The sequence below is a fragment of the Pseudomonas sp. Kh14 genome, from assembly GCF_900291005.1.
Classification (GTDB): Bacteria; Pseudomonadota; Gammaproteobacteria; order Pseudomonadales; family Pseudomonadaceae; genus Aquipseudomonas; species Aquipseudomonas alloputida.
The window spans coordinates 198,588-224,946 of record NZ_OLKJ01000037.1 but is presented as its reverse complement, the minus strand read 5'-3'; the positions used below and the strand labels follow the sequence as shown (position 1 = coordinate 224,946).

Genomic DNA, 26,359 nt, shown 5'->3' with positions numbered 1-26,359 from the left:
GGTCGGGGCCGCAGAGCGGCCCTGAGCCTTGTCAGTTCTGCTCAGCTACGCTGGACTTGCCTTGGCGCGTCTCGATCTCGCCAATCAACCGCTTGGCGAGTGCCGGGTAGTTCTCGTCGAAGTGGTGCCCGCCAGGCAGTTTCAGGCGCTCACCTACTGCTGTCTTTTCCGTGCAACCGCTCTCGTCGGTTTCCTCGACGCCATATACGCACACGACCTTGGACGCTGGCAGCTTGGCCATTTCCGGCCCGGTTGGCGCTTCCTGGCCTTCCTTGCCCAGCCAACCCTCGACCTCGATCTCGAAGCTGCCACTGCGCGCAAAGGCTAGCAGCATCACCGCATCGATACGCTGCTGGTCCTCGACGGGCAGGCGGTTGTAGATCGCCGGCAGCACGTCGGCGCCGAACGAATAGCCCGTCAATACGAAGCGCTTGGTACCCCACTTCTGCCGGTAGTGATGCATCAGCTCGGAAAGGTCGGCGGCGCTTTGTTCCGGGGTCTTGTGCTGCCAGTAGTAGCGCAGCGTGTCGATGCCCACCACCGGGTAACCCAGCTTGGCCATTTCTCCGGCCACGTCGCGGTCCAGATCGCGCCAGCCGCCATCACCAGAGAGGAACAAGGTAACCGTGTCTGTGGTTTGCCCGGCCGGCACTTCGACCACCGGGATGGCCAGTGCGTTACCGTCGCGGCCGACCAGGGCTTGGGTCAGTTGCGCCTTGAGCACTTGTGGCAAGTGGATGTCGTAGTCGCTGATGCTGGTTTCGGCGTTGGCCTGGTCGCGCACGAAGGCGGCGCTGGCGTCATCCGGGTTGTCGTTCCAGGCGACGTTCCAGTGGCCATGGGCAGCCGATTTGGGCAGCGGTGCCTGGCAGCCAGGCTGTTCGAGGGTGAAGCCCACGGAAATGGCTCGCGCCTTGTCATCGTTCTGGCTGGCCAGCCAGCGCCAGGCCTGGGCGGCACCGGGACCGATACCGGCGACCAAGGTCGGTTTTTCCTGCAGTTGGGTCAGCGCCTGGTCCATGGCCTGTTGCTGCTTGCTGCAATCGCCAGGCGGCAGAATCACCTGCACCAGCTGGGCTTCACCGGCCTGGCTCAGGTCGAGCAGTTGCTTGCCCGTCAGTGCCTGGTCTTGTGGCACGCCGATGGCCACCCGGGCCTTGAGGGGCACGCCAGGGGTAACACGGGTGATGCTGGTGTCATTGATGCTCATTTGCTCCAGGCGTGCCTCGGGGGCCGGGCGCGTCCACAGCCAGAAGGCCAGCGCACCACCCAGGGCGGCCAGCAGCAGGGGAGCCAGCAGATACAACCAAAAGCGTCGGGTCATCAGCGTTTCACCAATCCAGTCAGGCCGCCTGCAATCAGGGCGGCGGTGTCGGCCAGTGCCACCAGCGGGTCGAGCCCGGCTGGCACAGCCATGTAGCGGGGTTCCCAGTCCGGCTGAAACTTGTCCTTGAAGCGTCGAAGCCCCTGGAAGTTGTAAAGCTGTTCACCACGGCGGAACACCAGCGAACCCAAGCGCTGGGTCAAGGGTGCGCCGCGCCTTGGTTGCAGGCCGGACAGCGGTACCATGCCCAGGCTGAAACGCCCGTAGTCATGGCTTTTGTAATGCAGGATCAAGCCGATCATCATGAACTCCATGGTCAGCTTTGGCGCATCGGGGTGCGCACGCATCAGGTCGAGGCTGGCCAGTTCGTTTCCATGGGTTTCCAGCAAGTTGGCGAACGCTACCGGGCGGCCCTGGAAGCGAATCAGGGCTATGCGGAAGTGCTGCAGGTAGTCTGGGCTGAAGCGCCCCAGCGAGAAGCCTTTCTCGCGCACGTTCTTGCCGCCGAGCCAGGCGTCGGAAATTTCCTTCAGCTCAGCCAGCGGGGCGTGGCCGGGCTCATGGATCTCCAGGCTCAGGCCATCGCGTCCGCCGCGGTTCCAGGTGTAGCGCAGGTCTTTCATCTCCTTGCCTTTGGCTTCAAGGTCGAAGCGGCGCAAGTCGACCCGGGCTTCTTCACCGAGCTTCAATGCGGTCAGGCCGATGTCCATGTAGAACGGCAGGTTCTCTGCGCGTACCTGGTAGAACACGGGGCGTGCGTGGTGCAGGTCGCACAGATCGCGGAACTGCCAGATCATCTCGGCGCGTTCCTGGGCCGGGCCTATCGGGTCGTACAGCGCCACCAGGCTGCGGCCGCGCCGGGCGTACATGAGGAACGCGTTACCACGCGGGTGGAACAGCAACGCCTTGTCGCCAGTCAGCGCCAGGCCGCCGTCGGGTTGGTCGGAGGCCTGCAGGATGCGGTTGGCGCGTTGCAACTCTTCTTCGTCAGGCAGGTGGATCACGGGCGGCGCTGTGCGCAGCAGCCACGTCAGTGCCACGGCAGCCAGCAGCAAGGCACTGCCCATGGCGGCGCGCAGGCCCCGTGGCGCGTCGGCATCGAGGGTGAACTGCCACCACAGCTGATGGCTGTAAGGCACATCCTGGTAGGCGAACAGCAGAAGCCACACTGATGCGCCCACCGTACAGGCGCTGGCCACCAGGAACACCGGCGAGAAAGGTAGCTCCAGCAGACGGCTGGGGCGATAGAACGAGCGGCGGAACAGCGCGAGCAGGGCGGCGGTAAAGGTCAGCAGGCAAGCCTCTTCCCAGTCAAAGCCCTTCAATAGCGACAGCAGGGCGCCGACCAGCAACAGCACGGTGGTCAGTAGCCAGGCGGCGGACAGGCGCCGGCGCAGGCCTTGGGCCAGCAGCAGGCATAGCACACCGATCAGGCTGGCGCCGAAATGAGAGGCATCGATCAGCCGGTGTGGCACCAGGAAGCCCATATGTTCCAGACGCGTATCTATCTCGGGCGTGGCACCGGAAAACAGCAGCACTACGCCGGACAGGAACACCAGAATCGACAGGATCGGTGCGGCCAGACCCGAAGCGGCCTTGATGGCCTGTTGCGCAAACAGCAGGCGTCGGGCTTCATTGGCCAGCAGCAACACGCAGGCCAGCAGCAGTGGCAGTACCACATAGATCAGCCGGTACAGCAGCAGGGCCGCCGCCAGCGGTGCGGCACCTAGCTGGTCGGCAAAGGCCGCCAGCAGGATCGCTTCGAACACCCCGACGCCGCCTGGTACGTGGCTGAGCACGCCCGCAGCCAAGGCCAGCAGGTACACCAGCACGAACGCGCCGAAAGGAGGGGCTTCGGGCAGCAACAGGTAGAGCACGGTGGCAGCCGCCGCCACATCCAGCGCGGTAATCAGCAATTGCAGGGCCGCCAGGCGTGCATCCGGCAGGCGAAGTGTGCGCCGGCCCAGTTGAACGAGCAGGTTATTGGCCGCCGGTTGCTCGGTCAGGCGTCGGCGGTACAAGCCAATTGCCAGTAAGACAGACACCACCAGCACGGCGCTGGCAACAGCTGCCAGCAGACTGGGCGCCAACCCGAGCGCTGTCGAGGCCGCCGGCAGGTTGCTCAATGTCGCCAAGGCGGCCAGGGGCGGCAGTGCGCAGCCCAGTGACAGGCTGGCAAACACGGTCATGCGTGCGACTTCGCCAGCACCAAGCCCTTGCCGTGCGTACAGGCGATAGCGAACCGAGCCGCCAGAGAGCATCGACAGGCCGATGGCGTTGCCGATGGCAAAGGCGCTGAAGCCGCCCAGTGCCAAGCTGCGTGCTGGCAGTTTCACGCCCGCATAGCGGCTGGCCGACCACTCGTAGCCCAACAGGATCACAAAGCCGATCACCGTTGCCAGCAAGGCGCCGAGCAGTGACTGGGTTGGCACGCTGAGCATGGCATCGTGCAAGGCATAAATGTCCAGCTCGCTCAGCAGGTGGCGGCAGGCAATCAAGGCCATCGTGAACAGTAACAGGGTCACCATCAGGCCTATGGGCTGGCGGTAGCGACTCAGGCGTTCGAGTAAGGGCAGGCGCTGCACAGCACCGGGTAGCGCCGTAGCGAGTGGCACCGGAGGTTCGGGATTGTGCGAAGTCATGAGTTGCCCCGGGCATGCAGCGCGAGGTGAAGGAAAGGTGCGGCCAAGTGAGAGTCCCTTAGGAAAACGTATCCAATGTTACTCCGGCCTCAGGCGTTTGCAGCGGCTTGGCAGGGTTAAAGATAGTTCATCCTGGGCACGACACCTCAAGCCTGCGGGTTGGCATGAGGGTAGGGAAAGTCGAGGCGACAAAAATCAGGGAGGCATAAAGCAACAAACCCCGCGCTGCATTACACAGGCGGGGTTTGTTCTGACGAATATGGTTGCGGGAGCCGGATTTGAACCGACGACCTTCGGGTTATGAGCCCGACGAGCTACCAGGCTGCTCCATCCCGCGNCCGCTCCGGGAGCCGGATTTGAACCGACGACCTTCGGGTTATGAGCCCGACGAGCTACCAGGCTGCTCCATCCCGCGTCAGTGGGGCGGATTCTACAGTGTGTAGTGTGTATGTCAAGCGCTAGGCTTTGATTTGTCGAAGTTTTTTCGAAAATGCTTATCAGCAGGCAAAGAAAAAGGCCACTGTGTTAACAGTGGCCTTTTCTTGAATCTGGTTGCGGGAGCCGGATTTGAACCGACGACCTTCGGGTTATGAGCCCGACGAGCTACCAGGCTGCTCCATCCCGCGTCAGTGGGGCGGATTCTACAGCGTGTAGTTTATATGTCAAGCGCTAGGCTTTGATTTGTCGATGTTTTTTCGAAAAAGCTTTTTAACGGGCAAAGAAAAAGGCCACTGCGTTAACAGTGGCCTTTTCTCGAATCTGGTTGCGGGAGCCGGATTTGAACCGACGACCTTCGGGTTATGAGCCCGACGAGCTACCAGGCTGCTCCATCCCGCGNTGGTTGCGGGAGCCGGATTTGAACCGACGACCTTCGGGTTATGAGCCCGACGAGCTACCAGGCTGCTCCATCCCGCGCCTGTGAGATCGAATTCTACGGATTTACGCACTGATGTCAAGCAATTGTTTTGGAAAAACCTTTTTTGTTCAAACCCTTAGCGCTTCATGGCCATGTACAGCTCAGTCACGGCGGGGCTTTCAGGCCGATTATCGTGTAGCAAAGCAGGTGAGCTGTTTCAGAGCAGCGCGCATGCGATACTATCTGTATGAATTTACAGTGCTGACGGTCGTCCATGTCCTTGCGCAAGATCATCCACGTCGACTGCGATTGTTTCTACGCTGCGATCGAGATGCGTGACGACCCGCGCCTGGCCGGTCGCCCCATGGCGGTGGGGGGCTCGCCCGACCATCGCGGGGTAATCGCCACCTGCAACTATGAAGCACGTGCCTATGGCGTGCGCTCGGCCATGTCATCGCGGCATGCGCTGAAGCTTTGCCCCGACCTGTTGATCGTCAAGCCGCGCTTCGAGGCCTACCGTGAGGCCTCGCGGGAAATCCACACGATCTTTCGCGACTACACAGAGCTCATCGAGCCTTTGTCCCTGGACGAAGCCTATCTGGATGTAAGCGACAGCCAGTGGTATTCGGGCAGCGCCACGCGCATTGCCGAAGATATTCGCCGGCGTGTTGCCCGCACCCTGCATATCACTGTGTCGGCTGGCGTGGCGCCTAACAAGTTTCTGGCCAAGATCGCCAGTGACTGGCGCAAACCCAATGGGCTGTTCGTGATTACCCCAAATGAAGTGGAAACGTTCGTTGCAGCCTTGCCGGTGGCCAGGTTGCATGGGGTGGGCAAGGTGACGGCCGACAAACTGACGCGGCTGGGCATCGAAACCTGCCTGCATTTGCGTGAGTGGTCACGGCTGGCATTGGTGCGCGAGTTCGGCAGTTTTGGCGAGCGGTTGTGGGGGTTGGCGCGTGGGATCGATGAGCGTGCGGTGCATAACGACAGCCGACGCCAGTCGGTGAGTGTGGAAAACACCTACGACACCGACCTGCCAGACCTGGCCAGTTGCCTGGCGCGGCTGCCAGAGCTGCTGGCTAGCCTGAACGAACGCATCGCCCGAATGGACAGCAGTTACCGGCCAGACAAACCGTTCGTCAAGGTCAAGTTCCATGACTTCAGCCAGACCACCATGGAGCAGGCCGGGGCGGGCCGGGACCTGGAGAGTTATCGGCAATTGCTGGGGCAGGCGTTCGCCCGTGGCGGCAAGCCGGTACGCTTGCTAGGGGTAGGGGTGAGGTTGCGTGACTTGCGGGGCGCGCATGAACAGCTGGAGCTGTTCCCGTCCAAATGAAAGGGGCTGCAATGCAGCCCTTTCTGTCAATGCACGCCTGGATCAGCCACCAACCGGCCAGTGGCCTTGGTCAGCGACTGCAAGAATTCCTGCTGCAGCTCCGGATCGTTGCGGGTCAGCTCGATCAGGCTCTGTTCCATTTCACTGGCTTCCTCTTCAAGGCCCAGTTCGGACAGGCGCTTGACCCGGTGCACCCACTGGCCGACATCATCATCTTCGAGGTCATCGAAGATCAGCTCATGGGCTTCGAGCAGCTTATTGCGCAGGGTGGCGCTGACCAACAGGCTGGCATCGCCTCGTACCGCATTGTCCTCGTCAAGTACTTGCAGGTGCAGGGTGCCGACGTGGTTGAGGTTCTGCTCGGAGAACGGGCTGTCGAGCAGGTTCAGGCGCAGCACGCCGTTGCGGTCGGTGGTCAGCTCGTGGGTCATCTTGCCGGCCTTGACCTCGACCAGGCGCTCGCTCCAGGGCAGGCTGATGGGTTCCTCGCGCTTGCCTTTCTGCACTTCGCTGATCCCGGCCAGGTTCTGCTGGGCGCGGCCGTTGGATGGCACGTTCATGAACGGGTTGAGCCCATCCACGCCATAGCTGAGCCAGTCGTGGGTGATACTTTGCGGCAGGTTACCCAAGGCGAAGACGTTGACCACATTGGCGCCGACTCCCGCCACCACGGCCACTGCACCCAGCGGGATCTCATAGATCTCCCGCCAGGGTTGGTAAGGCGTGTAGCGGTCATAGCGACGGGTCACTTCGAATTCGGTGACTTCGAAGCGCTTTTGCTCATGCACGCGCACACGTCGCTGCGGAAGCTCCATCACCTTCGGCTCGCCGACATCGATCTGCAGGGTGTGCTCGAGCAGTTTGCGCTCGACGCGCTCCTCATGGTCGCTGCGCTGGGACATCTGGTTGGCGCAGCCGCTGACGAGCAGGGCGCCGCACAGTGCGGCGCCCCCAAGGGTAAAGGTACTTCGCTTGTACATGATCACTCGTGCATTGGTTATCAGCGGCGAACGCGGGCCTGCAGGAAGGTCAGCACTTCATTGAGCGGCAACGCCTGGGCGTCCTGCTCGGTGCGGTGCTTGTACTCCAGGTTGCCTTCGGCCAGGCCGCGATCGCTGACGACGATGCGGTGCGGGATACCGATCAGCTCCATGTCGGCAAACTTGATGCCTGGGCTGGTCTTCTTGTCGCGGTCGTCCAGCAGCACTTCATAGCCGGCGGCAGTCAGTTCGGCATACAGCTTGTCGGTTGCTTCGCGGACCACGTCGGTTTCGTAGCGCAGTGGGACAAGGGCAATCTGGAATGGCGCCAGGGCGTCGTTCCAGATGATGCCCTTGTCGTCATAGCTCTGCTCGATGGCAGCTGCAACAACACGGGACACGCCAATGCCGTAGCAACCCATCGACAGCACGACCGGCTTGCCGTTCTCGCCCAGCACCTGGCACTTCAGCGCCTCGCTGTACTTGGTACCCAGCTGGAAAATGTGGCCCACTTCGATGCCGCGCTTGATAACCAGGGTGCCCTGGCCGTCAGGGCTCGGGTCGCCCTCGACCACGTTACGCAGGTCGGCGACTTGTGGAACCGGCAGGTCGCGCTCCCAGTTCACACCGAAGTAGTGCTTGTCGTCGATGTTGGCGCCAATGCCGAAGTCGCTCATCAGGGCAACCGAGCGGTCGATGATGATTTCCAGTGGCAGGTTGAGCGGGCCGAGCGAGCCGGCGCCGGCGCCAATGGCGTCGCGCAGTTCGGCTTCGGTGGCCATGACCAGCGGGTCGGCAACCTGTTCCAGCTTGGTGGCCTTGATTTCGTTCAGTTCGTGGTCGCCACGGACGATCAGGGCAATCAGCTTGCCCTCTTCGGCACCGCGTACGATCAGGGTCTTGACGGTCTTTTCGATCGGCAGGCCGTGGTTCTCCACCAACTGGGCGATGGTCTTGGCATTCGGGGTGTCGACCAGGCGCAGCTCCTCGGTAGGGGCAGGGCGCACGGTTTCACGCGGGATGGCTTCGGCCTTCTCGATGTTGGCGGCGTAGTCGGAGCTGTCGCTGAAGATCACGTCATCTTCGCCAGACTCGGCCAGCACGTGGAACTCGTGCGAGTAGCTGCCACCGATCGAGCCGGTATCGGCCTGCACTGGGCGGAAGTCCAGGCCCAGGCGGGTGAACACATTGGTGTACGCCTGGTGCATGCGATCATAGGTTTCCTGCAGGGAAGCCTGGTCGGCATGGAACGAGTAGGCGTCCTTCATGATGAACTCGCGGCCACGCATCAGGCCGAAGCGCGGGCGGATCTCGTCACGGAACTTGGTCTGGATCTGGTACAGGTTGAGCGGCAGCTGTTTATAGCTGGACAGCTCGTTACGGGCCAGGTCGGTGATCACTTCTTCGTGGGTAGGGCCGACGCAGAAGTCACGCTGGTGGCGGTCTTTCAGGCGCAGCAGCTCAGGGCCGTATTGTTCCCAGCGACCGGATTCCTGCCACAGCTCGGCGGGCTGGATGCTCGGCATCAGCACTTCCAGGGCGCCGGCGGCGTTCATTTCCTCACGCACCACGGCTTCGACCTTGCGCATTACCCGCAAGCCCATCGGCAGCCAGGTGTACAGGCCGGAGGCCAGTTTGCGGATCATGCCGGCACGCAGCATGAGCTGATGGCTGATGACCACTGCGTCGGCAGGGGTTTCTTTCTGGGTGGCGAGCAAATATTGACTGGTGCGCATGGTTAGCCGTGTCGATTGCCTAAGACGTTGAAATAGCCCCGCATTGTACGGGGGGGAAACGAAGGCGTACAGGATGCCCCAGGGCGTGACACTTGTCAGCCAAGAAAAAGCCCGGCGTGATTGCCGGGCTTTTTCAGGTGCGGGGCACTGCAAGCCAGGCTTACAGGATGCTCAGCGGGTACTCCACGATCAGGCGCAGTTCGTCGATCGATGGGGAACCGTAGTACACGCCATCGCCCGAACGGTAGGTGGCCTGACGTACGCGGAAGCTCAGGTCCTTGGCCGGGCCGCTCTGCATCACGTACTTGACGTCGATGTCGCGTTCCCATTCCTTGCCGCTGTCGGTGGTGCGGGTGGTGGCACCGGTACCGCTAACGTAGCGGGTCATGAAGGTCAGGCCAGGTACACCGAACTCGGCGAAGTTCAGGTCGTAGCGCGCTTGCCAGGATTTTTCGTCTTCGGCGTTGAAGTCGGAACGGGCAACGGAGTTGGCCAGGAAGACGGTGCCGCCACCGTCCACGCCGTAAGCGTAATCACCGTCGCCGCTGACTTTCTGGTAGGCCAGGGTGAAGGTGTGGGCGCCAACGTTGTAAGCGGCCGACAGGCTGGCTGCGATGTTGTCCAGCTCATTGGTGCCGTCGGACTTGCTGACGTAGGCGCCGGTCAGGTTGTTGCCAATCGACTTGGTGTCATAGATGTTGAAGTCGAACACCAGGCCTTGCTTGTCGCTGATCGGCAGCGCCCAGTTGATGTTGCCGTACCACTTGCGGAAGTGATCTTCGATACGCGAGTAGTAGACGCTGGTGCTGAGGCTGTCGGTAATGGCGTAGGTGCCACCAAAGACGTTGGCTTCAGTCAGGTTCAGGCTGTCGTGGTAGGTCTGAGCCTGGGCGTTGAGTGCGGTGAAGTGACCGGCATGCAGGGTCAGGCCATCGATTTCGTTGCTGGTGATCAGGCCGCCTTCAGCCACTTCCGGCAGCAGTCGGCTGTCGTCGGTAGCCAGTACTGGCAGGGCGGTGAACTGGTCGCCGAACTTGAGCACGGTGTTGGAAATGCGCATTTTCACTGCGCCGCCGCCTTCGGAGTAGTCGTCTTGCGAGCGACCGTCGGCACCTGTCGGGAACAGGCCGGTGCCGGCGCGGCCTTTGCCGCTGTCCAGCTTGAGGCCCAGCATGCCGATGGCGTCGACACCGAAGCCTACGGTGCCTTGGGTGAAGCCCGATTCGAAGGTGCCGAGGAAGCCAAGGCCGGTTTCTTCAACGCGGCTCTGGGAGCCAGGCGCGTTGTTACGGAAGTCACGGCTAAAGTACAGCATGCGGGTCTTGACGCTCAGCTTGCTGTCTTCGATGAAACCTTTGGACTCGTCCTGTGCCGAGGCCATTGCCAACTGCGAGGTCCCTGCCGAAACGGCCAGGGCGATCATGCTCCACTTCATCACGCGCATCGTGATTTGCTCCTTTGGTTTTTAGGAAGAGTACCGCTGCGTCCAAGTCTTTTAGTTATATGGGGCAGCTCTTTCTTTTTATGTCGGCGAAAATGTATAGCACGCAGACTGTTGTTGGCGATATGGCTATAAGCACTCTTTGCGGAACTTTTTCACCGTGTCGCTTTTAAGTATTTCCATGTCGCAAATCACGCCCCGGTTCAGGGGCCGTATAACCTCAGCGCTGTTCCTGGCACCGTAACGAATCTGTAACCGCCGATTCCGGTTGAGGAAACTCCCTGGTAACCCATGTCGCTGTTGTTATTTGTCGCGTACACCTGCTACTGCAGATGTCGTGCCGACTTGGCGTGAAGGGAATGCAACAAGCGTGCTCAAAATTCGCAACAGTTCATGAAATTTTCACAAAACCTGCTACCGAGGGTCGGAAAGTCCCGTAAATGCGGGACGAAGGCTGCTTGTGTGATTTATGCGATCGAGAATCATTAGAAATTAAAAACTTGCCTTTAGAGTCAAAGTGTTACCGCAACTTGTTCATCCAGCATCGTTTGTGGGGTGGTCAGTGTGGGGAGGGCGGGCAGGTGGCCTCATTTTGGTGCGAAAAGTAGCGCTGTGTTACCGGGAGTGTGCAAGGTATCCTTGCTGGCCTGTTTTCCGCCTGAAGCGGGATGGTATTGCCTGAAGGAGATATGCCGTGTTCGTCCTCGATTCGCGTTTGCAGCAGGATTCGCTGGTGTTGGGAGAGTTTCCGCTGTGCCAGTTGCTGCTGAGCAAGGATGCCAATTACCCATGGTTCATTCTGGTGCCCAAGCGCGCTGGTATCAGTGAGCTGTTCGAGCTGGATGTGGCAGAGCAACAGCAGTTGTGGCAGGAAACCACCTTGTTGGCAGAGGCGTTGAAGGCCAGCTATGGGGCCGACAAGATGAACGTGGCTACGTTGGGCAACGTGGTCAGCCAGTTGCACATGCATGTGATTGTGCGCCAGCGCGACGACGCCGCATGGCCGGCACCGGTATGGGGCAAGTGTGCGCCTGTGGGCTACACCGATGATCAACTGCAAGCTGTTCGCCAGCGCCTGCGCGGGCTACAACTTGCTGGATACCAAGAGGCCTGAGATGACACTGGAAATGCGGATGGTCGAACTGGAAACCCGTCAGGCGTTTCAGGATGACGCTATCCAGGCGCTGAATGACGTGGTGGTGGAGCAAGCGCGGGTGATCGAGCGGCTGCAATTGCAGATGGCCGAGCTGATCAAGCGTCATGAAGAGATGGTTGGCCAGTATGGCAGCGAAGGGGAAGAGGCCCCGCCTCCTCATTATTGAGTTGTTCCAGGCTGCTATCGCCGGCAAGCCAGCCCCCACAGGTATGATGCTGCCTTCAGGGGCAGCACGGCCCTTGTGGACGCTGGTTTGCCGTTGATAGCGTCGGCCGGTCAGCCGTTGGTCAACGGCGGTTTACTGCAACCACGTCTTCGGCCTGCAGGCCCTTGTCGCGGTGCATCACCGAAAACTCCACGCGCTGGCCTTCGACCAGAATGCGGTGGCCCTCACCGCGGATGGCCCGAAAGTGCACGAAGATGTCATCGCCCGAGTCTCGGGAGATGAAACCAAAGCCTTTCGATGTGTTGAACCATTTGACGGTGCCGGTATCACGGTTGCCAGCATCTTGTGTCACGTGTTGAGTGCCGCGTGCCTTGCGCGGGCTGCGGGCAAAGCCCACGGCCAGATGCACGGCCACGGCCAGCGCCGCACACACCAGGGCTGCCAGGTTGCCCATTTCGGGGCGGGCCAGTAGCGTCAGGGTCTGCAGCACGACGGCGACTACCAGCAGGGCGCAGGCCAGGTGCTGCAGTTGTTGTCGCGCGCCGCGATGATACAGCGGCACGACCGGGGCCAGCACAAGGTTGAGCAGGCCGAGCAGGGCCAGGTAGACCGCGTCGGGTTGTTGCAGGAAGGGTGTCGCATCGGTTTTCAGGCTGGGTATGAGCGATAGCAGCAAAGCTGCCACGCCCGTCACCAGATGGACGATCTTGAACATGGGGTTGGCTCACTGTTGATAAGGCCGATCACAGGAAGAGCTGGCAGCACGGTGCGCATGAGATATAGGGCGCGAACACGTGGCAGGCCAGCCTATGCACCCGGCAATGACAATCCGCACGGGTGGCACAGTGCCTATTTAACAGTAAAGCCGCAGCCTACTCAAACCGCAGGCCGCCCAGTGGGCGATGTATTGCGCCATGTCACATGCGGCATGCGACAAGTGTTGCTACAGTGGTCGGCGACCGCTTGAGTCTCAAGCCTTATGGAAAGGGGAGCTTCATGGCAATCGATATCGGTATCAGTGAAGAAGATCGCAAGTCCATCGTCGATGGGCTGTCCCGCCTGTTGTCGGATACCTACGTGCTGTATCTGAAAACCCATAACTTTCACTGGAACGTCACCGGCCCGTCGTTCCGCACCTTGCACCTGATGTTCGAAGAGCAGTACAACGAACTGGCGCTGGCAGTCGATTCGATCGCCGAGCGCATCCGTGCCTTGGGCTTCCCTGCACCGGGTTCGTATGCATTCTATGCACGGCACTCGTCGATCAAGGAGGAGGAAGGCGTCCCCCCGGCAGACGAGATGATCCGCCAGTTGGTTCAGGGGCAGGAGGCCGTGGTACGCACTGCGCGCAGCATTTTCCCTGTGGTGGACAAGGTCAGTGACGAGCCGACCGCCGACCTGCTGACGCAGCGCATGCAGGTACACGAGAAAACCGCCTGGATGCTGCGGGTACTGCTCGACGGCAAGTAACCGTTGCTCAAGACGGAAAGCTTGCGCCACCCCTGTGGGAGCGGGCACGCCCGCGAACACCGGCGTAGCCGGTGCCATTCACCGCATTGTCTGCTCCCACAGGCTCCGCCTGGCAATCTGGTATTTGCGAAGGAACATTTTGCCGCTGCTTTAAGCTCGCCCGTCAGCGCTTCATAGGTCACCTGGTACCTGTGACGAGGAAGTGTGGCGCATGATGCAAGCGAGCAAGCGTAGGGCTGGCCAGGGCAGCTGGCCAGGAAAACAGTGTATTGACCCGTTCAAGGCGGACTTCGACATGTTGCAGACGCAGCCGGTGTCACGTTCCGTGCGGCTCAACGGCTTTTCTACCTGTCTGCGCCTGGAGGCTGTCTACTGGGGTATCCTTGAGCGCATCGCCGCCGCCAACCGTTGCTCGGTCAGTGCCGTGTTGTCCTACGTGGACCGTGAGGTGCACCTGCGCCAGGGCGGAGTGCGCAATTTCAGCGGGCTGATCCGGGTAATCTGCGTGGCGTGGCTGCAGGACCCGCCAAGTGCGCGCTGATCGCCAGGCGGGCTGCGCAGTGCTTGCTAACCATATATAATCCCGCTTTTTGCTGCCCCCCGGCAGCCAGCGTTATGGTTGACGAGAGACACCCATGCCCCTTTATGACTATCAATGTGCGTCCTGCGAGCACCGCATGGAAGTGCTGCAGAAGATCAGCGCCGCGCCGCTGACCGATTGCCCGGCCTGTCAGGCGCCGGCACTGAAAAAGCTGCTGTCGGTGCCAGGCTTTCGCCTGAGCGGTAACGGTTGGTACGAAACCGACTTCAAGACCGGGGCGAAAAAGAATCTGGCAGGCGGCGACAAGGCCGACTGAGTTGAATGCTGTGACCGGGTCTTGCAGTATTAGCCCTCCGGGCGGCCAAGGCCTCCACCGAATACACGAATCACGAGAAGCGAAACCACCATCATGATGCGCAGCCATTATTGCGGCCAACTGAACGAGAGCCTGGACGGCCAGGAAGTCACCCTTTGCGGCTGGGTCCATCGTCGCCGCGACCACGGCGGGGTGATCTTCCTCGACATCCGTGACCGCGAAGGCATGGCCCAGGTCGTGTTCGACCCGGATCGCGCCGAAACCTTCGCTGCCGCCGACCGTGTGCGCAGCGAATACGTCGTGCAGATCACCGGCAAGGTCCGCAAGCGTCCTGAGGGTGCAGTGAATGCCAACATGGCTTCCGGTGCCATCGAGATCCTCGGCTACCAGCTGAACGTGCTCAACGAAGCGGAAACCCCGCCGTTCCCCCTGAACGAATACTCCGACGTCGGCGAGGAGACCCGCCTGCGTTACCGCTTCATCGATCTGCGTCGCCCGGAAATGGCCGACAAGCTGCGCCTGCGCTCGCGCATCACCAGCAGCATCCGTCGCTTCCTCGACGAAAACGGCTTCCTCGACGTCGAAACCCCGATTCTCACCCGTGCCACCCCGGAAGGCGCGCGCGACTACCTGGTGCCAAGCCGTACCCACGCCGGTAGCTTCTTCGCCCTGCCGCAATCGCCACAGCTGTTCAAGCAGCTGCTGATGGTCGCTGGCTTCGACCGTTACTACCAGATCGCCAAGTGCTTCCGTGACGAAGACCTGCGTGCCGACCGTCAGCCGGAATTCACCCAGATCGACATCGAGACCAGTTTCCTCGATGAAAGCGAGATCATGGGCCTGACCGAAAGCATGATCCGCAAGCTGTTCAAGGAAGTGCTCGACCTGGAATTCGGCGAGTTCCCGCACATGACCTTCGAAGAGGCCATGCGCCGCTACGGCTCCGACAAGCCAGACCTGCGTATTCCGCTGGAACTGGTCGACGTTGCCGACCAGTTGAAGGATGTCGACTTCAAGGTGTTCGCCGGCCCGGCCAACGATCCGAAGTGCCGTGTTACCGCCCTGCGTCTGCCAGGTGGTGCCAGCATGCCGCGCAGCAAAATCGACGAGTACACCAAGTTCGTCGGTATCTACGGTGCCAAGGGGCTGGCCTACATCAAGGTCAACGAGCGCGCCAAGGGCGTCGAGGGCCTGCAGTCGCCTATCGTCAAGAACATCCCTGAGGCCAACCTCAACAACATCCTCGACCGCGTTGGCGCCGTAGACGGTGACATCGTGTTCTTCGGTGCCGACAAGTTCAAGGTGGTCAGCGAAGCCCTGGGTGCGCTGCGTATTCGTCTGGGTCACGACTTCGAGCTGCTGACCTGCGAGTGGGCGCCGATGTGGGTCGTCGACTTCCCAATGTTCGAAGAGAACGAGGACGGCAGCTTCACTGCATTGCACCACCCGTTCACCGCGCCGAAGTGCACCCCGGAAGAGCTCGAGGCCAACCCGGCCACTGCCCTGTCCCGTGCCTACGACATGGTGCTGAACGGTACCGAGCTGGGCGGCGGTTCGATCCGTATCCACCGTAAAGAGATGCAACAGGCGGTATTCCGTCTGCTGGGTATCGAGGCGGAAGAACAGGAAGAGAAGTTCGGCTTCCTGCTCGACGCTCTGAAGTTCGGGGCACCGCCTCACGGTGGCCTGGCGTTCGGTCTGGACCGTCTGGTCATGCTGATGACCGGCGCCCAGTCGATCCGTGAAGTGATCGCGTTCCCGAAAACCCAGAGCGCTGCATGCGTCATGACCCAGGCCCCTGGCATGGTCGACGCCAAGGCCCTGCGCGAGCTGCACATCCGACTGCGTGAACAGACCAAGGTCGAGTAAGCAGTCCTCGGGCGCATCCACATGGATGCGCCTTTGCGTTTCGACGCAGGTTTTTTCCCGTCCCGCCCCGTCATGGGGCGGGGCCGTTTGTGATTCAAAGGATTCGGAGTCGTTATGGCTGGTCATTCCAAGTGGGCGAACATCAAGCACCGCAAAGAGCGCCAGGATGCCAAGAGGGGCAAGGTCTTCACCAAGTGGATCCGTGAACTGACGGTCGCTGCCAAGCAGGGTGGCCCTGATCCGGCATCCAACCCACGTCTTCGCCTGGCCCTGGACAAGGCGTTGGGCGCCAACATGAGCCGCGACATCATCGATCGCGCCGTGGCCCGTGGCGCTGGCACCAATGAAAGCGACAATGTCGAAGAGCTTAGCTACGAAGGTTACGGCCCGGGTGGCGTGGCGATCATGGTCGAAGCCATGACCGACAACCGCAACCGTACCGCCGCGGCCGTGCGTCATGCCTTCACCAAGTGTGGCGGCAACCTGGGTACTGACGGTTCGGTGGCCTACCTGTTCGAGCGCAAAGGCCAGATCAGCTTTGCCCCGGGCGTGGAAGAGGACGCGTTGATGGAAGCGGCAATGGAGGCCGATGCCGACGACGTGGTCGCCAACGACGACGGCTCGTTCGACGTGTTCACCTCGTTCAACAGCTTCTATGCCGTGCGTAATGCCTTGGAAGAGGCAGGCTTCAAGGCCGCTGACGCGGAAATCGTCATGCAGCCGACCACCAGTGCCGAGCTCGACCAGGACGGTGCCGAAAAGGTGCTCAAGTTGATCGACATGCTCGAAGACCTGGACGACGTGCAGAACGTCTATTCCAATGCCCAGATTTCCGACGAGATCATGGAAAGCCTCGGCTAAGGTGATTTGGCATTTTGTGCCAACTCTGAGCGTTTGATAGCGCCTGTGCCGGCCCTTTCGCGAGTAAACCCGCTCCTACAGGTATTACGCCCCTTTCAAATGTGGTGCAGTACCTGTAGGAGCGGGTTTACCCGCGAAAGGGCCGGCGCAGTTTGTAGAGATGCATCATTTTTTCGACGGGCTTTATGACTCTGATTCTAGGTATCGACCCCGGCTCGCGCATCACCGGCTATGGCGTGGTACGCCAGACCGCCCGTGGTTGCGAGTACGTGGCGTCGGGCTGCATCCGCACCGGCAGCGGTGAGCTGCACGAGCGGCTGCAGATTGTTTTTCGTGGTGTCAGTGAAATCATTGCCCAGCACGGCCCGGTGACCATGGGCATCGAACGGGTGTTCATGGCCCGCAACGCCGATTCGGCGCTCAAGCTTGGCCAGGCACGTGGCGCGGCTATCGTCGCCGCCGCCGAGGCCGGCCTGGAGATCGCCGAGTACAGCGCCACCCAGGTCAAACAGGCCGTAGCCGGCACGGGTGGGGCCAACAAGGAGCAGGTGATGATGATGGTCATGCACCTGCTGAAATTGACGCAAAAACCGCAGATCGACGCTTCCGATGCCCTGGCCATCGCTCTGTGCCACGCCCACACCCGCTCCAGCCTGGTGCCGCATGGCTTGAGCACAGCGCGGCGACGCGGCGGGCGCTTGCGTCTGTAAGCGCTTCATGCGCTGATACACATTTTGTTCGGGTGATACATTCACCCGCTGCATTTGCTGATAGGGTTGAGCGGTCTTTGACCGGCTCCCCGAGAGGAAGGATCGGAACGTGATTGGACGTTTGCGCGGCACCCTGGCGGAAAAACAACCGCCTCACCTGATTATCGACGTCAACGGCGTGGGTTACGAACTGGAAGTACCCATGACCACGCTGTACCGTCTGCCCAAAGTGGGTGAAACCGTCACGGTGCATACCCACCTGGTCGTGCGCGAAGATGCCCACTTGCTCTACGGCTTTGCCGAAAAGCGCGAGCGCGAGCTGTTCCGCGAGCTGATTCGCCTGAACGGCGTAGGGCCGAAGCTGGCCCTGGCGCTGATGTCCGGGCTGGAAGTGGATGAACTGGTGCGCTGCGTGCAGGCCCAGGACACCTCAGCCTTGGTGCGCGTACCGGGCGTCGGCAAGAAAACCGCCGAGCGCTTGCTGGTCGAGCTCAAGGACCGTTTCAAAGCCTGGGAAACCTCGCCGGCCATGTTCACCCTGGTGTCCGATGGGCCTTTACCGGTCGCCAGCGAGTCCAGTGCCGAGGCCGATGCAGTCAGTGCCCTGGTCTCGCTGGGCTACAAGCCGCAGGAAGCCAGCAAGGCAATCGCCGCGATCCAGGACAAGGCCGGCCTGAGCAGTGAAGAGCTGATCCGCCGCAGCCTGAAAGGGATGATTTCCAAGTGATCGAAGCCGACCGCCTGATCGCCGCCAGTGGCCGCGACCGCGAAGAAGTCCAGGACCGTGCGATTCGCCCGCTGAGCCTGGACGAGTACATCGGCCAGCCGGTGGTGCGCGAGCAGATGGCGCTGTTCATCCAGGCCGCCCGCGGCCGCGGCGAGTCGCTTGACCACACGCTGATCTTCGGCCCGCCCGGCCTGGGCAAGACCACCCTGGCCAACATCATCGCCCATGAAATGGGCGTGTCGGTGAAGAGTACCTCGGGGCCGATTCTCGAGCGCCCCGGCGACCTGGCAGCCATGCTGACCAACCTCGAGCCGCACGACGTGCTGTTCATCGACGAAATCCACCGCCTGTCGCCTGTTGTCGAGGAGGTGCTGTACCCGGCCATGGAGGACTTCCAGCTCGACATCATGATCGGCGAAGGCCCGGCAGCCCGTTCTATCAAGCTCGATCTGCCACCCTTCACCCTGGTGGGGGCTACTACCCGTGCCGGCATGCTGACCAACCCGCTGCGTGACCGCTTCGGTATCGTCCAGCGCCTGGAGTTCTACAACGACAAGGATCTGAGCACCATCGTCAGCCGCTCGGCCAACATCCTTGGCCTGGCCATCGAAGACCAGGGTGCCTACGAGATCGCCCGCCGTGCCCGTGGCACGCCGCGCATCGCCAACCGCCTGCTGCGCCGCGTGCGTGACTATGCCGAGGTACGCGGCAAGGGCCAGATCACCAAGGCCGTGGCTGACATGGCGCTGAACCTGCTGGATGTCGACGAGCGTGGTTTCGACCATTCCGACCGTCGCCTGCTGCTGACCATGATCGAGAAGTTCGATGGCGGCCCGGTGGGCGTGGACAACCTGGCTGCAGCCATCAGCGAAGAGCGTCATACCATCGAAGATGTGCTGGAGCCGTACCTGATTCAGCAGGGTTACATCATGCGCACGCCACGCGGCCGCGTGGTCACCCGGCATGCCTACCTGCACTTTGGGCTGAATATCCCCGGGCGCTTGGGGGAGGGGGGCGATTTTTCCGAGCCAGGCGATGAATGACAGATCGAAAGCGACTTTTTGTGGTCCTACCGCTGGCATGCCCCTGGTGCGCTGGCAATAAGACATTAATGAAGAAAAAACAGTTGCCACAGCGGATTGGCAAGCTGAGGAGTAAGCACTAGAGTATGCGCGCGCAAAATCAGCTCGAACCGTTCGCACATCGGTGTCGCGTCTATTACGAAGATACCGATGCGGGCGGCGTGGTGTATTACGTCAACTACCTGAAATTCATGGAGCGCGCGCGCACCGAACGCCTGCGGCACCTGGGCTTTTCCCAGTCGCAACTGGCTGAAGACAACCTGCTGTTCGTGGTCCATTCCAGCGAAGCGCGCTATCACGCGCCGGCGCGGCTGGATGACGAATTGCGGGTGACCGCGCAGGTCCTTGAACTCAATCGCGCCAGCTTGCGTTTCGTACAGCAGGTCTGGCGGGAAAAGGATGAAACGCTGCTTTGCGAAGGGCAATTCCTGGTGGCTGCCGTGCGCGCCGACACTTTCAAACCCCGAGCCCTACCCCCCCAGCTGCGCGACGCCTTTGCGGCGGACGGCTCGGGTAATCAATCGAATGCAGGAGAATAAGCGTGGAAGCTAACGTCGTCGACCATACCTCCATGTGGAGTCTGGTCAGCAATGCCAGCGTGGTGGTACAGCTGGTAATGCTGACCCTGGTGGCCGCCTCGGTCACCTCATGGATCATGATCTTCCAGCGCAGCACCATGCTGCGCGCCGGTCGTCGTGCGCTGGATGCCTTCGAAGAGCGCTTCTGGTCGGGCATCGACCTGTCCAAGCTGTACCGCCAGGCAGGCAGCAACCCAGACCCGGACTCCGGCGTGGAGCAGGTGTTCCGTGCCGGTTTCAAGGAGTTCTCGCGCCTGCGCCAGCAGCCGGGTGTTGACCCGGACGCCGTCATGGAAGGTGTTGGCCGTGCCATGCGTGTGGCCATCTCGCGCGAGGAAGAAAAACTCGAGCAGAGCTTGCCGTTCCTGGCCACCGTTGGTTCGACCAGCCCGTACATCGGCCTGTTCGGCACCGTGTGGGGCATCATGAACTCCTTCCGCGGCCTGGCCAGCGCCCAGCAGGCGACCCTGGCTACCGTTGCTCCGGGCATCGCCGAAGCACTGATCGCTACCGCCATCGGCCTGTTCGCGGCAATCCCGGCTGTTATTGCCTACAACCGTTTCGCCGCGCGCAGTGAAGTACTGATCGGCCGTTACTACACCTTCGCCGACGAGTTCCAGGCGATCCTGCACCGCAAAGTGCACACCAGCGAAGAGTAATCAGGTAGAAGCCCATGGCCCGAGTTCGCCACAAACGCAAGCCCGTCGCCGAGATGAACGTGGTGCCCTACATCGACGTGATGCTGGTGCTGCTGGTCATCTTCATGGTGACGGCGCCCATGCTCAACCAGGGCGTGAAGGTCGACCTGCCCAAGGTTTCCAGCGAAGCCTTGCCGCAGGACAACAACGTCCAGATCCTCACCATCTCCATCAAGGCCGATAAAACCTATTACTGGAACCTCGGCAGCGAAGTCGATACCGACAAGCAGATGGACAAAGCCATGACCTTGCCGGCCATGACCGACGCCGTGACCAAGATCATTGCTGCCGGCCGTGACCAGGGCAAGCAGACCCAGGTGTTCATTCGTGGCGACAAGGCTGTCGACTATGGCGCGGTCATGGGTGCCATGGGCGGGTTGCAGAAGGCCGGTGTCGGTAACGTTGGCCTGATTACCGAGGCGCCCTGATGCAACAGCGAGAGCCATCCGCCTCGGAAAGCTACTTCTGGCCCAGTGTCTGGGCCATCGGCCTGCATGTGCTGGTGTTCGCCCTGCTGTTCGTCAGTTTTGCCATGACGCCGGAGCTGCCGCCTTCCAAGCCGATCGTTCAGGCGACCCTGTACCAGCTCAAGTCCAAGAGCCAGGCAACTACCCAGACCAATCAGAAGATTGCCGGGGAGGCGAAGAAAACCGCTTCGCGCCAGACCGAAGTCGAGCAGCTGGAACAGAAGAAGGTCGAGCAGGAGGCCGTGAAGGCCGCGGAACAAAAGAAAGCTGACGCCGCTCAAAAGGCCGAAGAGGCCCGCGAAGCCGCCGAGGCGAAAAAAGCCGAGGATGCTGCCAAGGCCGCTGAAGCCGCCAAGGCCGCCGAGGCCAAGAAAGCCGCCGAAGCCAAGAAGGCCGACGAGGCGAAGAAAGCCGCCGAGAAACAGCAGGCCGACATCGCCAAGAAGAAGGCCGAGGACGAAGCCAAGAAAAAAGCCGAAGAAGAGGCCAAGAAAGAGGCCGCTGAAGAGGCGAAGAAGAAAGCCGCCGAGGACGCCAAGAAAAAGGCAGCCGAAGAGGCCAAGAAGAAAGCAGCCGAGGACGCCAAGAAGAAAGCGGCGGCCGAGGACGCGAAGAAGAAGGCAGCTGAAGAGGCCAAGAAAAAGGCCGCTGCAGATGCCCAGAAGAAGAAGGCACAGGAAGCGGCCCGCAAGGCGGCAGAAGACAAGAAAGCCCAGGCACTGGCCGAGCTGTTGTCCGATACCACCGAGCGGCAGCAGGCGCTGGCCGACGAGCAGGGTGACCAGGTGGCCGGCGATTTCGACGACCTGATCCGCATGCGCGCGGCCGAGGGCTGGGCACGTCCGCCTTCCGCGCGCAAGGGCATGACGGTGGTCCTGCAGATCAACATGTTGCCGGACGGTACCATCACCAGTGTCAGCGTGGCCCGGTCCAGTGGTGACGGCCCGTATGACAGTTCGGCGGTGGCTGCGGTGAAGAACATTGGTCGTTTGACCGAGATGCAGGGTATGAAGCCGAGCGATTTCAACCAATATCGTTCGTTCAAGATGACATTTACACCTGAGGATCTAGCGTTGTGATTAAACGTCTGAGAGGACTGCTGGTCATGCTCTGCTGCGTGGCAGGCATGGCGGTGGCAGAAGAAAAGAACATCCTGGTTACCAGCGGCAGCGACCGGGCCACGCCCATCGCGGTAGTACCGTTCGGTCTGCAGGGCGGTAGCGTGTTGCCTGAAGACATCGCCGACATCATCGGCAACGACCTGCGCAACTCTGGCTACTACTCGCCAATTCCGCGGCAGAACATGATCAGCCAGCCGTCGCAGGCCAGCGAAGTGATCTTCCGTGACTGGAAAGCGCTGGGTGCACAGTACGTGATGGTCGGCAGCATCGTGCCGTCGGGCGGTCGCCTGCAGGTGCAGTACGCGCTGTTCAACGTCGCCACCGAGCAGCAAGTGCTGACCGGCAGCGTGGCGGGCAGCACCGACCAGCTGCGCGATATGGCGCACTACATTGCCGACCAGTCGTTCGAGAAGCTCACCGGCATCAAGGGCGCGTTCTCTACGCGCATGCTGTACGTGACGGCCGAGCGTTTCTCCACCAACAACACCCGCTACACCCTCCAGCGTTCGGACTACGACGGTGCGCGTGCGGTGACCCTGCTGCAATCGCGTGAGCCGATCCTGTCGCCGCGCTTTGCGCCTGATGGCAAACGTATCGCCTACGTCTCGTTCGAGCAGAAGCGCCCACGTATCTTCGTGCAGAACATCGATACTGGCCGCCGCGAGCAGGTGACCAACTTCGAAGGCCTGAACGGTGCGCCGGCCTGGTCACCGGACGGCTCGCGCCTGGCGTTCGTACTGTCCAAGGACGGCAACCCGGACATCTACGTGATGAACGTGGCCTCGCGCCAGATCAGCCGTGTTACTGCAGGCCCGGGTATCAACACCGAGCCGTTCTGGGGCAAAGATGGCAACACCCTTTACTTCACTTCCGACCGTGGCGGCAAACCGCAGATCTATAAACAGTCGGTCAGTGGTGGTGGTGCCGAGCGCGTAACGTTCGTAGGTAACTACAACGCCAACCCGAAACTTTCGGCGGACGAAAAGACCCTGGTAATGATTCATCGCCAACAGGGCTTTACCAACTTCAAAGTGGCGGCACAGGACTTGCAACGCGGAAGTGTAAAGATTCTGTCTGAAACAAGTCTTGATGAGTCTCCCACTGTTGCGCCAAACGGCACCATGCTAATCTACGCCACCCGCCAGCAGGGCCGGGGAGTCTTGATGCTCGTGTCGCTGAACGGCCGCGTGAGGCTCCCACTTCCTACCGCTCAAGGCGAAGTCAGAGAACCGTCCTGGTCCCCTTACCTGAACTGATTGCGGCGTAATACATTTTGCTTAACACACTGGGGTTTCATTAGGAGTTTCACGATGGAAATGCTGAAGTTTGGTAAATTTGCTGCGCTGGCTCTGGCCATGGCCGTAGCTGTAGGTTGCTCCTCGAAGGGCGGTGACAACGCAGGCGAAGGCGCTGCTGTAGACCCTAACGCTGGCTACGGTGCCAACACTGGCGCTGTTGACGGCTCCCTGAGCGAAGAAGCCGCCCTGCGCGCAATCACCACCTTCTACTTCGAATACGACAGCTCGGACCTGAAGCCAGAAGCCATGCGCGCTCTGGATGTTCACGCCAAGGACCTGAAAGCCAACGGCAACCGTGTTGTTCTGGAAGGTAACACCGACGAGCGCGGCACCCGCGAGTACAACATGGCTCTGGGTGAGCGTCGTGCGAAAGCCGTTCAGCGCTACCTGGTTCTGCAGGGCGTTTCCCCTGCTCAGCTGGAACTGGTTTCCTACGGCGAAGAGCGTCCAGTTGCTACCGGCAACGACGAGCAGTCCTGGGCTCAGAACCGTCGCGTAGAACTGCGTAAGTAAGTTCTTATGCGTATGTGCCGCCGTGTAGTAACCGTCCTCGCACTCAGCCTGCCGCTTGCGGCCTGGGCTGAGGTCCCTGTAGTAGATGACAACGCAGGCAGCTATCCGCCTGCGGGTTATGGCACGAGCGGCGCCTATGCCGGGTCAGGGGCTTCGGCCCCTGCCTCTGCACAGGGCCAGCTGTTCATGCAGCTGCAACAGATGCAGGATCAGCTTTCCCGCCAGCAAGGCATCATCGAAGAGCTGCAAAACGATGTGTCGCGCATGAAGCAGGAAAACCTGGAGCGTTACCAGGACCTGGACCGTCGCATCAACAGTGGCGCTGCGCCTGCCGCAACCCCTGACAATTCCTCCGGTGGTGGTGCGTCCAATGCCGCCCCCGATGCCGCAGCAGGTGCTGCTGCGCAACAACCGGCCGGCAGTAGCCAGCCCGGTGATCCGGCGAAAGAGAAGCTCTATTACGACGCAGCTTTCGATCTGATCAAACAGAAAGACTTCGACAAGGCCAGCCAGGCGTTCAACGCCTTCCTGCGCAAGTACCCCAACAGCCAGTACGCCGGTAATGCCCAATACTGGTTGGGTGAAGTGAACCTGGCCAAGGGTGACCTGCAAGGCGCCAGCCAGGCCTTTGCCCAAGTCAGCCAAAAGTACCCGAAGCACAGCAAGGTGCCAGATTCGCTGTACAAACTGGCTGATGTCGAGCGCCGTATGGGCCATACCGACAAGGTAAAAGGCATCCTTCAGCAGGTCGTCACCCAGTACCCCGGCACCTCTGCCGCTCAACTGGCCCAGCGTGACCTGCAGAAGCTCTAGGCGTTGTCGCTGTACCGCTCGAAAGAAACCCGCGCCAGTCGCGGGTTTTTTCGTTAGAATCACTGCCCTTTTTTCGTAAACACGCTGCTGCGGATAACGCTATGTCGAGTCCGCGACAGTGCCTGACGGAGGCGGACAGCCTGTTTAGCTGTCACGCCCGTGGCGAGCATGCAAGACACATTACGCATCACCGAAGTCTTTTACTCTTTGCAGGGTGAGACGCGAACGGCCGGGCTGCCCACGGTATTTGTGCGCCTCACCGGTTGCCCCCTGCGTTGCCAGTACTGCGACAGTGCCTATGCCTTCAGTGGCGGTACCGTACGCACCCTTGATTCGATCCTCGAACAAGTGGCCGGCTTCAAACCGCGCTACGTCTGTGTCACCGGTGGTGAACCACTGGCCCAGCCCAACGCCTTGCCGTTGCTGCAGCGGCTGTGTGATGCCGGTTACGAGGTGTCGCTGGAGACCAGCGGCGCGCTGGATATTGCCGGCACCGACACCCGCGTCAGCCGTGTGGTCGACCTGAAAACCCCTGGCTCCGAAGAGTCGCACCGTAACCGCTACGAGAACATCGAGCAGCTGACACGCAACGACCAGGTCAAGTTCGTCATCTGTTCCCGCGAGGATTATGACTGGGCGGTATCCAAGCTGATCCAGTACAACCTGGCAGAGCGTGCCGGTGAGGTGTTGTTCTCACCCAGCCATCATCAGGTGAACGCCAGTGACCTGGCTGACTGGATCGTTGCTGACAACTTGCCTGTACGCTTCCAACTGCAGCTGCACAAGCTGCTGTGGAACGACGAGCCCGGACGTTGATTGAGGAGCACGTACACATGACAGAAAAACGCGCAGTAATCCTGTTGTCCGGCGGCCTGGACTCGGCCACCGTGGTTGCCATGGCCAAGGCCGAGGGCTACAGCTGCTACACCATGAGCTTTGATTACGGCCAGCGTCATCGCGCCGAGCTGAACGCCGCTGCCCGCGTGGCCCGCGACCTGGGTGTGGTCGAGCACAAGGTGATTGGGCTGAACCTCGACGGCATCGGCGGTTCGGCATTGACCGACAGCAGCATCGACGTGCCGGAAGCCCCGGGTGAAGGCATTCCGGTCACTTACGTGCCGGCGCGCAACACCGTGTTCCTTTCGCTGGCGCTGGGTTGGGCAGAAGTGCTGGAAGCGCGCGACATCTTCATTGGCGTCAACGCCGTCGATTACTCTGGCTACCCGGATTGCCGTCCCGAGTTCGTCGAGGCCTTCGAGCGCATGGCCAACCTGGCGACCAAGGCTGGCGTAGAAGGGCAGGGCTTCCGCATCCAGGCGCCGCTGCAGAACATGAGCAAGGCGCAGATTGTGCAGGCGGGTATGGCCCGTAGTGTGGACTACAGCCTGACCGTTTCCTGCTACCAGGCCGACGATGACGGCCGCGCCTGTGGCAAATGCGACAGCTGCCGCCTGCGCGCCGATGGTTTCAAGGCCGCCGGTATCGAAGACCCGACTCGGTATTTTTGAAAAAATCGTGATTGGGTGTTGAATTCTCGTTAGAAATCAGTATTATACGCGCCATCAAATGGGTCGTTAGCTCAGTTGGTAGAGCAGTTGGCTTTTAACCAATTGGTCGTAGGTTCGAATCCTACACGACCCACCATACGCAGTACG

26 protein-coding genes and 6 tRNA genes are annotated in these 26,359 nt (G+C 61.0%); 21 read left to right on the top strand and 11 right to left on the bottom strand.

The genetic code is table 11. The features are described from left to right. Positions 1-31 precede the first annotated feature (31 nt). From FQ668_RS22185 to FQ668_RS22155, 7 genes are all read right to left on the bottom strand, one after another. Entirely contained in the window at positions 32-1,324 is a 1,293-nt protein-coding gene (locus FQ668_RS22185) for a virulence factor family protein (protein WP_019438839.1), read from the bottom strand. Further along, entirely contained in the window at positions 1,324-3,966 is a 2,643-nt protein-coding gene (gene mprF / locus FQ668_RS22180; protein WP_019438838.1) for a bifunctional lysylphosphatidylglycerol flippase/synthetase MprF, read from the bottom strand. The genes FQ668_RS22185 and mprF overlap by 1 nt, the downstream gene beginning before the upstream one ends. A gap of 260 nt (positions 3,967-4,226) precedes the next feature. After that, positions 4,227-4,303, bottom strand: a tRNA-Met gene (locus FQ668_RS22175). A gap of 4 nt (positions 4,304-4,307) precedes the next feature. Next, positions 4,308-4,381 (bottom strand) — tRNA-Met (locus FQ668_RS22170). A 134-nt stretch (positions 4,382-4,515) separates the two neighbouring features. Then, positions 4,516-4,592, bottom strand: a tRNA-Met gene (locus FQ668_RS22165). Between the two features lie 134 nt (positions 4,593-4,726). Continuing rightward, a tRNA-Met gene (locus FQ668_RS22160) sits at positions 4,727-4,803 on the bottom strand. Between the two features lies 1 nt (position 4,804). Next, positions 4,805-4,881: transfer RNA gene (locus FQ668_RS22155), tRNA-Met, on the bottom strand. 221 nt (positions 4,882-5,102) lie between these two features. On the opposite strand from FQ668_RS22155, the gene dinB reads away from it, so the two are divergent. Further along, the gene (dinB, locus tag FQ668_RS22150) at positions 5,103-6,161 is read left to right on the top strand and encodes a DNA polymerase IV (protein WP_162470265.1); all 1,059 of its coding nucleotides are present in this window, start codon (positions 5,103-5,105) and stop codon (positions 6,159-6,161) included. A gap of 26 nt (positions 6,162-6,187) precedes the next feature. On the opposite strand, the gene FQ668_RS22145 is transcribed toward dinB, so the two are convergent. The 3 genes from FQ668_RS22145 to FQ668_RS22135 form a co-directional block, all read right to left on the bottom strand. Further along, positions 6,188-7,141 (bottom strand): hypothetical protein, encoded by a 954-nt coding sequence (locus tag FQ668_RS22145; protein ID WP_019438837.1) that lies wholly within the window; start codon positions 7,139-7,141, stop codon positions 6,188-6,190. A 20-nt stretch (positions 7,142-7,161) separates the two neighbouring features. Beyond that, positions 7,162-8,877, bottom strand: a complete 1,716-nt coding sequence (locus tag FQ668_RS22140; protein ID WP_014589990.1) for a proline--tRNA ligase — start codon at positions 8,875-8,877, stop codon at positions 7,162-7,164. Positions 8,878-9,037: 160 nt separating this feature from the next. Further along, positions 9,038-10,321, bottom strand: coding sequence for an OprD family porin (locus FQ668_RS22135; protein WP_019438836.1), 1,284 nt, complete (start codon positions 10,319-10,321; stop codon positions 9,038-9,040). A 691-nt stretch (positions 10,322-11,012) separates the two neighbouring features. Between FQ668_RS22135 and FQ668_RS22130 the strand changes: the two genes are divergently transcribed. Together FQ668_RS22130 and FQ668_RS22125 are read left to right on the top strand one after the other, a co-directional pair. Next, complete coding sequence (locus FQ668_RS22130) at positions 11,013-11,432, top strand: HIT domain-containing protein (protein ID WP_014589992.1); 420 nt, start codon at positions 11,013-11,015, stop codon at positions 11,430-11,432. Position 11,433: 1 nt separating this feature from the next. Further along, complete coding sequence (locus tag FQ668_RS22125) at positions 11,434-11,640, top strand: SlyX family protein (protein WP_012051473.1); 207 nt, start codon at positions 11,434-11,436, stop codon at positions 11,638-11,640. A gap of 121 nt (positions 11,641-11,761) precedes the next feature. Here FQ668_RS22125 and FQ668_RS29170 read toward each other — a convergent pair whose 3' ends face one another. Further along, positions 11,762-12,355, bottom strand: coding sequence for a cold-shock protein (locus FQ668_RS29170; RefSeq protein ID WP_014589994.1), 594 nt, complete (start codon positions 12,353-12,355; stop codon positions 11,762-11,764). 281 nt (positions 12,356-12,636) lie between these two features. On the opposite strand from FQ668_RS29170, the gene FQ668_RS22115 reads away from it, so the two are divergent. From FQ668_RS22115 to FQ668_RS22030, 18 genes are all read left to right on the top strand, one after another. Further along, positions 12,637-13,110 (top strand): Dps family protein, encoded by a 474-nt coding sequence (locus tag FQ668_RS22115; RefSeq protein WP_003254783.1) that lies wholly within the window; start codon positions 12,637-12,639, stop codon positions 13,108-13,110. A 211-nt stretch (positions 13,111-13,321) separates the two neighbouring features. Beyond that, positions 13,322-13,651 (top strand): ribbon-helix-helix domain-containing protein, encoded by a 330-nt coding sequence (locus tag FQ668_RS22110; protein ID WP_014589995.1) that lies wholly within the window; start codon positions 13,322-13,324, stop codon positions 13,649-13,651. A gap of 94 nt (positions 13,652-13,745) precedes the next feature. After that, entirely contained in the window at positions 13,746-13,967 is a 222-nt protein-coding gene (locus FQ668_RS22105; RefSeq protein WP_003254776.1) for an FmdB family zinc ribbon protein, read from the top strand. A gap of 93 nt (positions 13,968-14,060) precedes the next feature. After that, entirely contained in the window at positions 14,061-15,836 is a 1,776-nt protein-coding gene (gene aspS / locus FQ668_RS22100; protein ID WP_004575741.1) for an aspartate--tRNA ligase, read from the top strand. Positions 15,837-15,950: 114 nt separating this feature from the next. Continuing rightward, positions 15,951-16,697: a YebC/PmpR family DNA-binding transcriptional regulator gene (locus tag FQ668_RS22095; protein WP_014589996.1), complete on the top strand. Its 747-nt coding sequence runs from the start codon at positions 15,951-15,953 to the stop codon at positions 16,695-16,697. A gap of 185 nt (positions 16,698-16,882) precedes the next feature. After that, positions 16,883-17,407, top strand: a complete 525-nt coding sequence (ruvC, locus tag FQ668_RS22090) for a crossover junction endodeoxyribonuclease RuvC (RefSeq protein WP_003254769.1) — start codon at positions 16,883-16,885, stop codon at positions 17,405-17,407. Between the two features lie 109 nt (positions 17,408-17,516). Then, on the top strand, positions 17,517-18,134 hold the full coding sequence (gene ruvA / locus FQ668_RS22085; protein WP_019438835.1) for a Holliday junction branch migration protein RuvA: 618 nt from the start codon (positions 17,517-17,519) through the stop codon (positions 18,132-18,134). Further along, the gene (gene ruvB, locus FQ668_RS22080; protein ID WP_003254766.1) at positions 18,131-19,177 is read left to right on the top strand and encodes a Holliday junction branch migration DNA helicase RuvB; all 1,047 of its coding nucleotides are present in this window, start codon (positions 18,131-18,133) and stop codon (positions 19,175-19,177) included. The genes ruvA and ruvB overlap by 4 nt, the downstream gene beginning before the upstream one ends. Before the next feature lie 125 nt (positions 19,178-19,302). Beyond that, entirely contained in the window at positions 19,303-19,755 is a 453-nt protein-coding gene (ybgC, locus tag FQ668_RS22075) for a tol-pal system-associated acyl-CoA thioesterase (RefSeq protein ID WP_003254764.1), read from the top strand. 2 nt (positions 19,756-19,757) lie between these two features. Further along, positions 19,758-20,453, top strand: a complete 696-nt coding sequence (gene tolQ / locus FQ668_RS22070; protein WP_010952367.1) for a protein TolQ — start codon at positions 19,758-19,760, stop codon at positions 20,451-20,453. Between the two features lie 14 nt (positions 20,454-20,467). Beyond that, positions 20,468-20,920, top strand: a complete 453-nt coding sequence (gene tolR, locus FQ668_RS22065; RefSeq protein ID WP_003254760.1) for a protein TolR — start codon at positions 20,468-20,470, stop codon at positions 20,918-20,920. After that, on the top strand, positions 20,920-22,038 hold the full coding sequence (gene tolA, locus FQ668_RS22060; protein ID WP_019438834.1) for a cell envelope integrity protein TolA: 1,119 nt from the start codon (positions 20,920-20,922) through the stop codon (positions 22,036-22,038). Before tolR ends, tolA begins: the two co-directional genes overlap by 1 nt. 26 nt (positions 22,039-22,064) lie before the next feature. Then, positions 22,065-23,336, top strand: coding sequence for a Tol-Pal system beta propeller repeat protein TolB (gene tolB / locus FQ668_RS22055; RefSeq protein ID WP_012051477.1), 1,272 nt, complete (start codon positions 22,065-22,067; stop codon positions 23,334-23,336). 54 nt (positions 23,337-23,390) lie between these two features. Next, positions 23,391-23,891 carry a peptidoglycan-associated lipoprotein Pal gene (pal, locus tag FQ668_RS22050; protein WP_003254755.1) on the top strand — a complete coding sequence of 167 codons (501 nt, stop codon included), beginning with the start codon at positions 23,391-23,393 and terminating at the stop codon, positions 23,889-23,891. 6 nt (positions 23,892-23,897) lie between these two features. Next, positions 23,898-24,704, top strand: a complete 807-nt coding sequence (ybgF, locus tag FQ668_RS22045) for a tol-pal system protein YbgF (RefSeq protein ID WP_003254754.1) — start codon at positions 23,898-23,900, stop codon at positions 24,702-24,704. A 168-nt stretch (positions 24,705-24,872) separates the two neighbouring features. Continuing rightward, positions 24,873-25,520 (top strand): 7-carboxy-7-deazaguanine synthase QueE, encoded by a 648-nt coding sequence (queE, locus tag FQ668_RS22040; protein ID WP_003254753.1) that lies wholly within the window; start codon positions 24,873-24,875, stop codon positions 25,518-25,520. Then, positions 25,520-26,212, top strand: coding sequence for a 7-cyano-7-deazaguanine synthase QueC (gene queC, locus FQ668_RS22035; RefSeq protein WP_144180664.1), 693 nt, complete (start codon positions 25,520-25,522; stop codon positions 26,210-26,212). The genes queE and queC overlap by 1 nt, the downstream gene beginning before the upstream one ends. A 60-nt stretch (positions 26,213-26,272) precedes the next feature. Then, positions 26,273-26,348, top strand: a tRNA-Lys gene (locus FQ668_RS22030). The last annotated feature ends 11 nt before the right edge of the window (positions 26,349-26,359 follow it).

What these genes read in the sequence shown, in the direction of transcription:
- tolA (WP_019438834.1), top strand. Translation starts at nt 20,920, where the DNA reads ATGCAACAGCGAGAGCCATCCGCCTCGGAAAGCTACTTCTGGCCCAGT.
- FQ668_RS22125 (WP_012051473.1), top strand. Translation starts at nt 11,434, where the DNA reads ATGACACTGGAAATGCGGATGGTCGAACTGGAAACCCGTCAGGCGTTT.
- tolB (WP_012051477.1), top strand. Translation starts at nt 22,065, where the DNA reads ATGCTCTGCTGCGTGGCAGGCATGGCGGTGGCAGAAGAAAAGAACATC.
- FQ668_RS22185 (WP_019438839.1), bottom strand. Translation starts at nt 1,324, where the DNA reads ATGACCCGACGCTTTTGGTTGTATCTGCTGGCTCCCCTGCTGCTGGCC.
- FQ668_RS22135 (WP_019438836.1), bottom strand. Translation starts at nt 10,321, where the DNA reads ATGCGCGTGATGAAGTGGAGCATGATCGCCCTGGCCGTTTCGGCAGGG.
- ruvC (WP_003254769.1), top strand. Translation starts at nt 16,883, where the DNA reads ATGACTCTGATTCTAGGTATCGACCCCGGCTCGCGCATCACCGGCTAT.
- FQ668_RS29170 (WP_014589994.1), bottom strand. Translation starts at nt 12,355, where the DNA reads ATGTTCAAGATCGTCCATCTGGTGACGGGCGTGGCAGCTTTGCTGCTA.
- queE (WP_003254753.1), top strand. Translation starts at nt 24,873, where the DNA reads ATGCAAGACACATTACGCATCACCGAAGTCTTTTACTCTTTGCAGGGT.
- FQ668_RS22110 (WP_014589995.1), top strand. Translation starts at nt 13,322, where the DNA reads ATGATGCAAGCGAGCAAGCGTAGGGCTGGCCAGGGCAGCTGGCCAGGA.
- pal (WP_003254755.1), top strand. Translation starts at nt 23,391, where the DNA reads ATGGAAATGCTGAAGTTTGGTAAATTTGCTGCGCTGGCTCTGGCCATG.
- FQ668_RS22145 (WP_019438837.1), bottom strand. Translation starts at nt 7,141, where the DNA reads ATGTACAAGCGAAGTACCTTTACCCTTGGGGGCGCCGCACTGTGCGGC.
- FQ668_RS22140 (WP_014589990.1), bottom strand. Translation starts at nt 8,877, where the DNA reads ATGCGCACCAGTCAATATTTGCTCGCCACCCAGAAAGAAACCCCTGCC.
- tolR (WP_003254760.1), top strand. Translation starts at nt 20,468, where the DNA reads ATGGCCCGAGTTCGCCACAAACGCAAGCCCGTCGCCGAGATGAACGTG.
- FQ668_RS22105 (WP_003254776.1), top strand. Translation starts at nt 13,746, where the DNA reads ATGCCCCTTTATGACTATCAATGTGCGTCCTGCGAGCACCGCATGGAA.
- mprF (WP_019438838.1), bottom strand. Translation starts at nt 3,966, where the DNA reads ATGACTTCGCACAATCCCGAACCTCCGGTGCCACTCGCTACGGCGCTA.
- ybgC (WP_003254764.1), top strand. Translation starts at nt 19,303, where the DNA reads ATGCGCGCGCAAAATCAGCTCGAACCGTTCGCACATCGGTGTCGCGTC.
- FQ668_RS22095 (WP_014589996.1), top strand. Translation starts at nt 15,951, where the DNA reads ATGGCTGGTCATTCCAAGTGGGCGAACATCAAGCACCGCAAAGAGCGC.
- aspS (WP_004575741.1), top strand. Translation starts at nt 14,061, where the DNA reads ATGATGCGCAGCCATTATTGCGGCCAACTGAACGAGAGCCTGGACGGC.
- FQ668_RS22115 (WP_003254783.1), top strand. Translation starts at nt 12,637, where the DNA reads ATGGCAATCGATATCGGTATCAGTGAAGAAGATCGCAAGTCCATCGTC.
- ybgF (WP_003254754.1), top strand. Translation starts at nt 23,898, where the DNA reads ATGCGTATGTGCCGCCGTGTAGTAACCGTCCTCGCACTCAGCCTGCCG.